This window comes from Nitrosomonas sp. (assembly GCF_021731985.1).
In the GTDB taxonomy this organism is placed as follows: Bacteria; Pseudomonadota; Gammaproteobacteria; order Burkholderiales; family Nitrosomonadaceae; genus Nitrosomonas.
This window is the reverse complement of record NZ_JAKFWH010000085.1, coordinates 1-10664: the sequence shown is the minus strand read 5'-3', so window position 1 is coordinate 10664 and position 10664 is coordinate 1. Positions and strand designations below refer to the sequence as shown.

The 10664-nt window shown below is 45.5% G+C and carries 12 protein-coding genes; 3 read left to right on the top strand and 9 right to left on the bottom strand.

Annotated elements, in window-relative coordinates; translation table 11 throughout:
* From QZ942_RS13035 to QZ942_RS13010, 6 genes are all read right to left on the bottom strand, one after another.
* A partial coding sequence (locus QZ942_RS13035; protein WP_292996299.1) for a transposase occupies positions 1-149 on the bottom strand: 149 nt, incomplete at its 3' end.
* 114 nt (positions 150-263) lie between these two features.
* Entirely contained in the window at positions 264-938 is a 675-nt protein-coding gene (locus QZ942_RS13030; protein WP_292996296.1) for a response regulator transcription factor, read from the bottom strand.
* Positions 939-947: 9 nt separating this feature from the next.
* On the bottom strand, positions 948-2855 hold the full coding sequence (locus QZ942_RS13025; protein WP_292996294.1) for a PAS domain-containing protein: 1908 nt from the start codon (positions 2853-2855) through the stop codon (positions 948-950).
* A 311-nt stretch (positions 2856-3166) separates the two neighbouring features.
* Positions 3167-3367 carry a YjfB family protein gene (locus QZ942_RS13020; protein WP_292996291.1) on the bottom strand — a complete coding sequence of 67 codons (201 nt, stop codon included), beginning with the start codon at positions 3365-3367 and terminating at the stop codon, positions 3167-3169.
* A 151-nt stretch (positions 3368-3518) separates the two neighbouring features.
* Positions 3519-4121 (bottom strand): hypothetical protein, encoded by a 603-nt coding sequence (locus QZ942_RS13015; RefSeq protein ID WP_292996289.1) that lies wholly within the window; start codon positions 4119-4121, stop codon positions 3519-3521.
* A gap of 394 nt (positions 4122-4515) precedes the next feature.
* Positions 4516-4902, bottom strand: a complete 387-nt coding sequence (locus tag QZ942_RS13010) for a hypothetical protein (RefSeq protein WP_292996287.1) — start codon at positions 4900-4902, stop codon at positions 4516-4518.
* Positions 4903-5092: 190 nt separating this feature from the next.
* Between QZ942_RS13010 and QZ942_RS13005 the strand changes: the two genes are divergently transcribed.
* The 3 genes from QZ942_RS13005 to QZ942_RS12995 are packed head-to-tail and all read left to right on the top strand — an operon-like array spanning position 5093 to position 5868.
* Positions 5093-5227, top strand: a complete 135-nt coding sequence (locus QZ942_RS13005; RefSeq protein WP_292996284.1) for a nucleotidyltransferase domain-containing protein — start codon at positions 5093-5095, stop codon at positions 5225-5227.
* Positions 5190-5447 carry a hypothetical protein gene (locus QZ942_RS13000; protein WP_292996283.1) on the top strand — a complete coding sequence of 86 codons (258 nt, stop codon included), beginning with the start codon at positions 5190-5192 and terminating at the stop codon, positions 5445-5447. Before QZ942_RS13005 ends, QZ942_RS13000 begins: the two co-directional genes overlap by 38 nt.
* A complete protein-coding gene (locus QZ942_RS12995; RefSeq protein WP_292996282.1) occupies positions 5398-5868 on the top strand; it encodes a DUF86 domain-containing protein in 471 nt (156 codons plus the stop codon). The genes QZ942_RS13000 and QZ942_RS12995 overlap by 50 nt, the downstream gene beginning before the upstream one ends.
* Positions 5869-6126: 258 nt before the next feature.
* On the opposite strand, the gene QZ942_RS12990 is transcribed toward QZ942_RS12995, so the two are convergent.
* The 3 genes from QZ942_RS12990 to QZ942_RS12980 all read right to left on the bottom strand — a co-directional run.
* On the bottom strand, positions 6127-7389 hold the full coding sequence (locus tag QZ942_RS12990; protein WP_292996281.1) for a hypothetical protein: 1263 nt from the start codon (positions 7387-7389) through the stop codon (positions 6127-6129).
* A gap of 135 nt (positions 7390-7524) precedes the next feature.
* Positions 7525-9852 carry a nitric oxide reductase activation protein NorD gene (locus QZ942_RS12985; RefSeq protein WP_292996280.1) on the bottom strand — a complete coding sequence of 776 codons (2328 nt, stop codon included), beginning with the start codon at positions 9850-9852 and terminating at the stop codon, positions 7525-7527.
* Between the two features lie 57 nt (positions 9853-9909).
* The coding region (locus QZ942_RS12980) for a CbbQ/NirQ/NorQ/GpvN family protein (RefSeq protein WP_292996277.1) at positions 9910-10664 on the bottom strand (755 nt) is incomplete at its 5' end.

The window sequence follows — 10664 nt, the reverse complement described above, 5'->3', positions numbered from 1 at the left end:
TCCGCCTCATTCTCCTTGATCCATCGCCCAAGCATGTTAGCCCTGATTTCCAGGCTCCTGGCCGCTTCTGCTATCGTAAGACCCTGATCCACAACCAGACTGATTGCATCCAGTTTAAATTCCTTTGTATATTGTTTCCTCGTTTCCATTTCTTCCTCCAATTAAGACAATTTTCTCTTAACTGGAGTGTCCGGGTCTATTGGACCACATCAAGAGATTCCAAATTCGTCTTAAATGAATAAAAATTGCTGTTTGACAGGGGATCAATTTGAGGCGGTTGGTGTCTGGCTATTCGGAGAGGGATCGTTTGAATGTCGCGCTCTTAATAGCAGCGCAAAACTAATCAGGCTATTGGGGCCGCTCAGATTGAGCTTCCGGGAAATATTGACGCGATGGTTTTCTATCGTTTTTTTGCTCACAAACAATTTTAGGGCAATTTGCGGCGTAGTAAATCCTTCGGATATCGCATTCAGTACTTTGCGTTCTGCTTTAGTGAGGCTTGTCATTTTTTCAAGTGTTGCCTCAATCAATTCATCTTTTTCCAGTTGATGTTGATTTTTTTTGGATAATTTCTCAAGCCGCGCCCTTATGCTATTGACTAATTCTTCTTTCGTAAACGGTTTGGTGAGATAGTCATCGGCACCCATGTTCATGCCAATGCGGGTATCCGAGCGGGTCGATTTTGCGGTCAGAAAAATGAATGCTGTAGATGATAATTGCGGGATCTGCTTTATTCTGGCGAATACTTCAAAACCATCAATTCCCGGAAGCATGATATCGCAAATGATGATATCCGGAATATACACCAATGCCATTGTGATTCCTTCCTCGCCGGTAGGCGTGCAGATTACACGAAAACCATAATGCGCAATAATTTCGGATATGTTTTCGCGTAGCGCTTTTTCATCTTCTATTACAAGAATTTGCGTATTGCTCATTGCCGCCGTTTATAAACGCAGTTGAATCGTTACCGTACATCCGTTTCCGGCTTTACTTGCCAAACTGATATCGCCACCGTGTATAAGGATTAATTTTTTGGCAATCATAAGTCCCAGCCCGCTCCCGGGAAAAGCCTTGGCATTGGATGCCCGGAAAAATGACTGGAACAGGAATGGCTGATCTTTTTCCGGAATACCGATTCCATAGTCCTTTATCGTGATTAAATAAGAATTATCATGGAAGATAACAGTAAGTTTAGGCGCTTTCTTACTTTCAGAATATTTAAAAGCATTTGACACAACGTTGCGTAAAATATTCCGTAGCAGAATTTCATCCATGCTGATAATGTAGTCTGGTGCATCAAAATGGTAATTCAGCATTCTTTGCTGTCCATTGGGTTCAAAATTCGATTGAACAAATGCATCCATAAATTGCTGGAATGAGTGATTTCTTTTGGATAATTCTATTTTCCCTTCGTCAATCCGACCGATGTCCAGAATGTTTTCCATCAGTTCCGTCATGCGCATTGTTTCCTCTGCCATAATCGCTTTGTGTTTCTGAAAGAACTCGATAAAGTGAGCACTAAGGTTGGTTGATTCCGTTTTCAGATCCAGTAGATCAATGCTGGAACGGATGGTGGCAAGGGGAGTACGGAACTGGTGTGAAGCCAGATTGACGAATTGGGTTTTAAAGCGATTGAGTTCCCGTTCCTTTTCCATAGCTTTCTGAAGCCGCTGTTCCGCCATTTTAATAAGCGTAATATCATTTTCGACAGCCACATAATTGATTAATTTACCGGCGTCATCGTAAACCGCAGCGATATTAAGATAAAGCCAGATCTTGTCGCCGCTTTTTGTATAGTTCAGAATTTCACCGGAGAATGTGCCTGTATCCCTTAGGGAGCGGGTGATTTCACAGATTGTTTCGATAGAAGTTTCCGGCCCTTGGAGAAATATTCCCGGATCAATTCCAATGACCTCTTCAGACTTATACCCTAAGATCTTTTCAAAACTGTTATTGATCCATATCACGCGCTTTTCTGGATCAGTAATCATCACGATGCCATTGGTTTTCTCAGCAACAATGGCCATTCGCTGTAATTCCAATTCGCCCTTCTTTCTTGCGGTGATATCCATGCCGTATCCGATTAGCAGCTCTGCATCACCGTTTTCATCTAAAAGCGGATACATGTTGCGCATATAGGTTCGTTCTGTACCATCGGAGTCAGTAAGCCTTTCTTCAAAAGTTACTGATTTTTTATTGACCATACATTCTGTCATGACTTCATTGCGGCTGGATTCGACAGCAGGGATCCAGTTCCCGAGATCACTATGTTCGCTAGGATTGGTTCCAATCATAATTCCACGGCGCTCTTTGCTCTTAATGGCTGCATCATTTGCATAAATATAGCGGCCTTCCTTGTTCAAAACGACCAGCTCGAGCGGTAATCTATCGAGTATGTAATTGTAGAGAAGATGCTCTTTCTTCTTATTTTCTGCTACCTGTTTTTTTGCTGTGATATTTTGCAAAATGCCATATAAACCGATTAGGCCTCCCTGCTCATCAAGCATTGGGTAAATGGTTGTGGTGTGCCATTTGGATCTGCCATCATCCATCACGACCATAAATTCTTCGGTTCGCTCTGTTTTTTCTATGGTGACATGCGCAATCAATGCGAGCATTTTTTCTTTCTCATATCCCTGATAAAAATGAGTACTTTCAAGCAGGGTTGAGCAATCATAGTTTTTATCTAATTCATAAAAATCATACAGATACTCAGACCAGGTCGTAATATCAGTCTTGAAAGTATGAGACCAATCACCCATTTCGGCTGTTTTGCTGAGAAGGCAAAGCCGTTTTTCCTGGGATTCCAACGAATCGAAAGCCGTCAGGTTAAAATTGGATCCAGAAATCATGAGAAGTTATATTATAAAGTTGAGTCAGATTGGTAATCGTCATGCTTAAAGAATTAAATTGCAAGTTAATTTCTAATATTCATATGGCAATCTTAGTTCTGAGTCTGACATGAATTCAATCTTATACTGCACGAATGATAGCGGTGGAGAGGGCTTTAAGGAAGTATGTAAAAAATGAAAATATAGCAACTTTACTTCAAAAACTGGGCATTAAATGATTACCTCCAGTCTCACGAAAGAATAGTGGAAATTACATTTCCTAAAAAAAGCGCCACTCAAGTGGCGCTGTACTAGCCGGAAAAAATATACGACTAAGCGGTCGTATTAATATTTTTTCCAAGATGTGCCGGTAGATTTTGTGTGGAACTATTATCTGGAAGCGCTTCAATCAAAGCGAGCGCACCAGCAGCATTCAGATCGATCGCTTTTTTAAGCACTGCAATACCGACTGCTTGATTGGTGCTGGCATCAGCCATTGCCGTGGCCACATTTGCTATACCTGTAACATCCATAAAATCTCTCCTTTACTTTTATGCTGTTAATAGCGGCAAGCAGCGTAAGATATTTGAGAGAAATGTGTTTAAATCCAGAACTGTGTCTCGACATTATCTATTCGCTTGGCATGCTATGGACAGCCGCTATCTTGAGGAGTGCGTAGGATTGTCAGTGATTCTTTAAGAATGTCGAGAAATTCTTCCTAAGATGATCCTTCCAATTCAAGCCGACTTGTAGCGGGATTTTTACTTGAAGATCTGTATTTTCGGTATTTTTGCCATTTAAATACAAAATGTACTGTCCTGGCTCGCGCAATTTAAATGCCAGTGTGATCACTCCCGTTCGATGTTGCTGTGCGGGTACCGATAGTATCTCGTGTTCTTTCTGATTCTCTTTTTCATCCACTTCTATTTGAACTAAGCGCATTGCCAACAGGTAATCGCGGGCCGATTCCGGATACAACAGGTCGATCGAAATATTCAGTGTCGCCGGCTCAGGTACTTTGCCGCATTGAACGGGTACATATGGTGACCGGATTGTATCCTCAGAGGACTCATAATCTTTGGGGAGATAGTAACCCGAGTAACCGATAGTCAGCGCTTCCGTTTCGATGGTGCAGGCGCCGCCGCGAAAACCCTTCGGATAGGTTTCGGATAAGTCGCCTTGCGAGCTTGTGCGATACAACGTTCCGAATGCTATGAAAACAGCGATGACACCAACCCAAACCGCAATAGGAAATTTACGGGCTGGCAATTTTGGCCTGGAAAGCATAACAATCCTTTTTAATTCAATACAGAAGTAAATATTTTGTCTATCAGTGGGTCGGATTCGCCGCTTTTATTGGCGTAACCGGGTCAGTCAGAAATTATTAAAGTGGCGTAAACATAACTGATGATAGCTTTCTTAACAAGTGATTCTGCTAAATGCCAATCATATCCAGACAACACTCGGTAATACGGCACGGATAGAATTTGAAAAAGAATTGAGAAAAGTATCTGTTTAATTGACTACAGCACTGGTTGATGGCGCAATTAATGCAATAATAAAAAGCAAATTATCAAGACAGGATAGTATGGATTTTTTGATTAGAACAATCACCGGCATCAACCGGTGATTGTATTTGTGGCATTTTTGAGCAGAAAAATCTGAATTCTTTGCTGTCAAATCACAGTTTATGATTTGAGTTAATGGCTGCTTTATTGACGCGTTGATTAGACTCTGCTGCCATTCTTTTGTGGAGATTGGCATTACTCAGGTTTTCTTGCAAAGCCTTTTCGTATTCGCGAATATTGGCAGTCGTGTGTGACAGAAGATCCTGGCCTTGACGTCCGTAATAATAAGGATGTGCTTCATATTCCGCGAGTATTGCCCGGTTCTCTTGTAGCCTTGTTTTTGCGTCATTAGCCAGATTTTCATAATGTCTTGCTACCGCATTATGGTCGCCACTAACGGCATCGGTTGGTGAAGCGCTAGCCGAATTGATTTGTGCGAAGAAGACCAGCGCAATAAACGCAGCCAGTGGTAGTTGTGATGAGAGTTTTAGTGCTTTCATGGTAAGTATCCTCCAGATAATTATTTAACCAACGATGCCATCTTAACTTCACTAACGCACTGTGTATATTGGGGAAACCCTTGTTTATTCCTAAAGGAAACCATTAATTGGCGATTACTCTGATTGGTTTGTTGGAACAAGCTGCTTTGCATGGTGAACCAGGCTGTCATCATCCACGCTGCAAGCCAGTTTGCCCAATCTGCTGGCCATCTACGCTTTCGGCAGCCGCATTCAAGGCACAGCACAAATTGATAGCGATCTCGACCTGGCGGTGCTGGTGGCGGGCTATGCCGAGCCTCTGGTATTGTGGACAACTGGCGGGTGATCTGGCGGATGTGGCTGGCTGCCCGGTCGATTTACTCGATCTGCGTGCCGCTTCCACCGTGATGCAGTATCAAGTCATCACCACCGGTCAGCGCTGGTGGGCGTTGGATGTACAAGCGGCTTTGTTCGAGGCCGCCATCTTGAGTGAGAAAACGGAACTGGACACTGCTCGTGCCGGATTGCTATCCGACATTCAAAAAAGGGGAAAGGTGTATGGCTGATGATGTGCTGATCAACAAGGCTGCCACCATCGAGCGCTGTGTGGCGCGGGCGAGGGAGGAATATGTAAAGAATCCGGCTACTTTTCCCATAGATTTCACCCGGCAAGATGCGGCCATCCTGAACATTCAGCGTGCTTGCGAAGCCGCGCTGGACATGGGGCAACACCTAATTCGGCGTGAAAAGCTGGGGGTGCCGCAAAGTGCGCGAGATGTTTTTACGCTGTTGGCGCAGGGTGGTTGGGTCGATACCGTGCTTGCCGATAAGCTCAAACGTATGGTGGGTTTTCGCAATATTGCCGTGCACGACTATCAGGCGCTGCAACTTCCCATCTTGATCAGTATCATCGAAACGCATTTGGATGAGTTCCTGGAATACGGCCAAGCGTTGTTGCTGGGTGAAGCTTCTCAGACAAAAGAGTAAGCATGAAGCACGCCGACGAAAAGGCGTTCTGGTTAGCAAAAATCATGAAGATTATGGAATGGAATGATGGGACTGATGCGCCTTCTGGCATCGGCGCATTCGATCGAGCTTGAGCCTAAAATAGGCTCTGTTCTAGACCACGGTTGTTATTTTGGTTTCGCTTGCGAGAACGTATTGATGGATGCCAGCTCAGCAAGTCGGTGCTCGCTGAGTTGTGATCAAGAGACAGGGCAGAGTCGGGGACTCTACCTCAATGAGTTATTTAAGCGCCGAGGGCATTGTTGTATTTAAACCGCCCGCACCTGAAGCATCACTAATAATAGTTGAGTGACTCTGCAAAAAATTAAGTACACTAGGAATTGGTGTTCCGCCAATACTGCCTCCTAGCCAAAATGGGGAGTTACGTTGCCACACGATATAGTTGGCATCCAAATCATTCCTCAGCCGTTGATAAATATCAAGATAAGCTGGATATGTTGTAGGAGTGGGTTGTTTATAATCACTTTCATAATCATCCCCTTGCACTTCTGGAACAAGCAATACTGTATTGCTTAGCCCTGGATAATAAGTGAGCACCCCAGGATTTCCAACAGTGGTATTTAAAGAATTGTCATAATGACTATTCGGAGTACCCAAACCAAACTTCCCGATCGCCAGGACCGATGACGCTCCCCCTGATGCCATATTAGCTACATGCCATCTTGGAAAGTTAAGTGTTGCTACAATAGGAGTATATATAAAATGAGTATTCATGTTATTCAGAACATCAATTTGCCCCGCAACCTGCAGAGCTTCAGTGCCCGTACTATTCGTTCCCGTACCATAAGGCACAACAGGTTGTGCTATGGAGCTTTCTGTGGTACTCACCTGCACTAATACATTATTATTATCAAAAGATACATTGTTACTGTTTGTAGCACCCGCTAATGCTTGCATAAACAGACCAATCCGGTAGGGAACACTTGCTTTCCATAACTTCAGATTGTAGCCCTTTACTGCCCCTGTACTGTCTTTGTAAGCAAACAATTTATCGAATGTTATATGCTCAAGGGGTGTCCCAGCGCCGTACGTACCAGTCGTAATCGCCAGATCATTCGGCACAATCAAACTTGCAGCTGCAGCTGCAGCTGCAACTGCAGCTGGAGTTCCATCACTACCTGTAAATGTTCTCCACGCAAAAGACAGGATTAGGTGTTTACCTCTAGTTTCAAGCTCATTAGCAATAGTGATCAATTGACTAAAATTAAAAGTACTTACCCCCCCCGTCCTTGTCTCGTATCGTCCCCAAAGAATAACTACCTTCACTCCTCGTAATGACGGAGTGGTGCTTAATTCATTGTATATATTTGCCATTTGTGTGGGATTGTTTAACTGCCAATCTTCAATCTTCACATAGTGCCCTGGCTTCCATTTATTGATTGAAAGTGGCGTTGCCAGAATTGCTTGGCTCTGCAAAAGAAAAAAGAAACCAAATCCTAAAACGAGAATCTTTAGAAAATTTTCTACAAAATTATTCTTCATGATGATGTCCCTTTAAATTAAGTTTTCAGTATGTATATACATACTGAAAACTATTCTAAACCAAATCTCACTAACATACTAACAACACAGCAAGCCTTACTTTTTACTACAAAAGCAGATCCCATAATGTTTGAATTACCTCGTCAACCCCGCATACAATACCGGCAATTTCTCCGGTAAGCGTTCCACATGATCCACCACCAAATAGTTACGTTCGCCAAAAATGCGCGACACATATTGATCCGCGCGCGGATCAAGGCTCATGCAGTAGGTGATGATGCCCGAACGGCCGGCTTCTTCCACGGCTTTTTTGGTGTCGTGACGCAGGTATTGCGGATCACGCACGTCGACGTCGGCGGGTTCGCCGTCGGTGATGACGAGCAGCAGTTTTTTTGCAGACTTTTGCAGTTTAAGGTAATGCGTGGCGTGGCGCATCGCTGCACCCATGCGCGTTGACAACTGCCCGGTCATGCCGGCGAGCCGGGCTTTGGGGATTTCGTTATAGGGTTGGTCGAAATCCTTGTAGCGGTAGTATTCCACGTCATGGCGCCCGTCCGAGCAGAAGCCGTGAATCGCGAAAGGGTCGCCGATTTTGTTGATGGCGTTGGCGAGCAGTACCGTCGCTTGGCGCGTCAGATCCAGCACGGAGTAATCATGTCCGGCGACTTTTTCGTTGGTCGATTCGGATAAATCCAGCAGCACGAGCACTGAAATGTCGCGCACTTTGCGCACCGAGCGCATCATGATGCGGGGGTCTGGTTGCATGCCCATGCGGATGTCGATCATCGAACGGATCGCAGCGTTGATGTCGATTTCGTCACCGTCTTCCAGTTTGCGGATGCGGCGCGTGCCTTGCGGTTGCATGGCATCCAGCAAGAATTTCATGCGCGCGATTTCGCGTTTGTATTGCTGCGCGATGTCGTCGATACATTGTATGTCGCCAAGTTTCGGGCGTTTTTCTTGTACAGTTGCCCAATCCGGGCGCTCCAATTGAATCTGGTAATCCCATTCGGAATAGTGATAGGGCGCCGACACCGGTTCTTTGCCTTCTAGATCATTGTAGGAAACGCCGGTATCTTCATAAGGGAAAAATTCGGTACCCATAACCCAGATTTCCTGCGCATCATCTCCGGCGGTTTCCACCTCGACTTCGTTGGCGAATTCCATCACATTGACATATTTGCGAATTTGTTTGGGTGCTTCATAGCCAGCCGATAGGGACTTGTTTAAATCAAATTCCTCAAATTCCCAGAAATAACGATTGTCGTCGCGATACGGTGCAGTGAGTTGATCCGATAGCATAGCAAAGGGAATGTTTTTTTCTCTAAAACTATGCGTCAGTTGAACGCCAATGTCCCATGAGATTTGATAGGTATCCAGTTTGTCTTGTGCGGCTGCAAAAAGCTGGCGGCCTTCGATAATCCAGCGATCGTTGTCCTGATAATCCGGGTCGAGTAAAGCGCGTGCCAGGCGATTGAGATAATCGCCCATGGTGACAGCCCTATCCGGCGTGGCGGTATGCAAAGCGGCCCAGGTTTTACGCAATCCCGGAAAGCGGCGGATGGCAAGTGCTTCGACGCGCGCATCTTCGATCACGGAGATGACCGCCATTTGCATCGGACTCAATCCTTCCGCAGAGATCGGTTGTTTGGTTTCCACCAGATGCGCGGCAGCGTGCGCGGCGGCGGCACGATAAACCTCGGTGGCGGATACACCCGCATGGCTGTCATAGGCATCAGGCAGGTAAATGAAGTAATTTTCGATATAGGGCTTGTAACCTTCGCGCGTTTCAAAGTCACCGGAGGTGGGTTTCATGAAAAAATCACGTGCCCACAGTGCGCGCAGATACATATTGATGCGGCGCTGCACATCCACAAACAGGGTGCCTTTGCGTTCTTTTTGCAGTACCGCGAGTGATTCCTTGGATTCCAGTCCAAAATATTTGATCTGCTCTTCATAATTCGTGCGATGCGCATGCGCGCCCCACATCGCCCAGCGGCGCAAACCGCCCAAAGTCAGTTGACCAAACAGAATATCCAATTTGTTGAGCATCGGACGCATACCACGCGGCGCTTGTGCAATCAAAGTATTCAGGAATTGCAGATAATTCTGGAATAGCTGCGCATCACCGAGGCGTTTTGCCGCAGTGGGGGAAGTGGCCAATACCAGCTCAATCACTGCGCCGGAAGTTCTGGAGGCGAGTGAAAGTGCAGATGTTGCCAGATCGCTGATAATGTCTTCACCAATTTCTTTGGCTACCAATGGGACTTCATCGATCCAACAATCCACCAGACTGCGTCCGCGCCCTAATCCGCGGATTGCCGAAGCACCTTTCAGATAATTATCCAATCCACGCGACGAAAAAGTTTTGACGGCTTCCGGCCATGCATGCCTGAGTAATTCAACCGATTCTGGCTCTAAATCTTCCAGTAATTCTTTGTAGTCATCCAGATTAATACTCATGGGAGCACCTGTTTATTTTTACAAAACAATCGATAGATTTCAGAATTATCAAAACTCTTAATTAAAAAAAGTGCTGACTGCCGCATCCAATGCATCACGCATGTCGGGATCATCAGTAATAGGGCGAACCAGAGCAACACGGCAAGCGGCATGGGCGTCTACTTTTTTGGCGATGAGACTGCCGGCGTAAATCAGCATACGCGTTGAGATACCTTCATCCAATCCATGGCCTTTCAGGTTACGTGCGCGTTCCGCAATCGATACCAGTTTTTCGGCAATTTCAGTGGACACACCCGTTTCATGCGCCACAATTTCACTTTCAACGTCATGGTTAGGATAATTAAAATCCAGTGCGCCAAAACGCTGTTTGGTGGATTGCTTGAGGTCTTTCATCAAGCTTTGATAACCTGGATTGTAGGAAATGACAATCTGGAAGTCAGCATGCGCATGAACGAGTTCGCCTTTTTTTTCCAATGGCAAGACCCGGCGATTGTCGGTTAATGGATGGATCACCACAGTGGTATCTTGGCGCGCTTCAACAACTTCGTCCAGATAGCAAATGGCGCCATAGCGTGCCGCAACAGCCAACGGACCATCTTGCCAGCGTGTGCCGTTGGCATCCAACAAAAAACGGCCCACCAGATCGGAAGCGGTCATATCTTCGTTACAAGCTACGGTAATCAGAGGTTTTTTTAATTTCCATGCCATGTATTCAACAAAACGAGTTTTACCACAGCCGGTAGGACCTTTCAGCATCATCGGCATGCGCACCGAATAGGCGGCTTCATATAATTCCACCTCATCAGCTACGG

Excerpts from the sequence above, each read along its gene's own strand:
- QZ942_RS13030 (WP_292996296.1), bottom strand. The coding sequence starts at position 938 with ATGAGCAATACGCAAATTCTTGTAATAGAAGATGAAAAAGCGCTACGC.
- QZ942_RS13025 (WP_292996294.1), bottom strand. The coding sequence starts at position 2,855 with ATGATTTCTGGATCCAATTTTAACCTGACGGCTTTCGATTCGTTGGAA.
- QZ942_RS13020 (WP_292996291.1), bottom strand. The coding sequence starts at position 3,367 with ATGGATGTTACAGGTATAGCAAATGTGGCCACGGCAATGGCTGATGCC.
- QZ942_RS13015 (WP_292996289.1), bottom strand. The coding sequence starts at position 4,121 with ATGCTTTCCAGGCCAAAATTGCCAGCCCGTAAATTTCCTATTGCGGTT.
- QZ942_RS13010 (WP_292996287.1), bottom strand. The coding sequence starts at position 4,902 with ATGAAAGCACTAAAACTCTCATCACAACTACCACTGGCTGCGTTTATT.
- QZ942_RS13000 (WP_292996283.1), top strand. The coding sequence starts at position 5,190 with ATGCCGAGCCTCTGGTATTGTGGACAACTGGCGGGTGATCTGGCGGAT.
- QZ942_RS12990 (WP_292996281.1), bottom strand. The coding sequence starts at position 7,389 with ATGAAGAATAATTTTGTAGAAAATTTTCTAAAGATTCTCGTTTTAGGA.
- QZ942_RS12985 (WP_292996280.1), bottom strand. The coding sequence starts at position 9,852 with ATGAGTATTAATCTGGATGACTACAAAGAATTACTGGAAGATTTAGAG.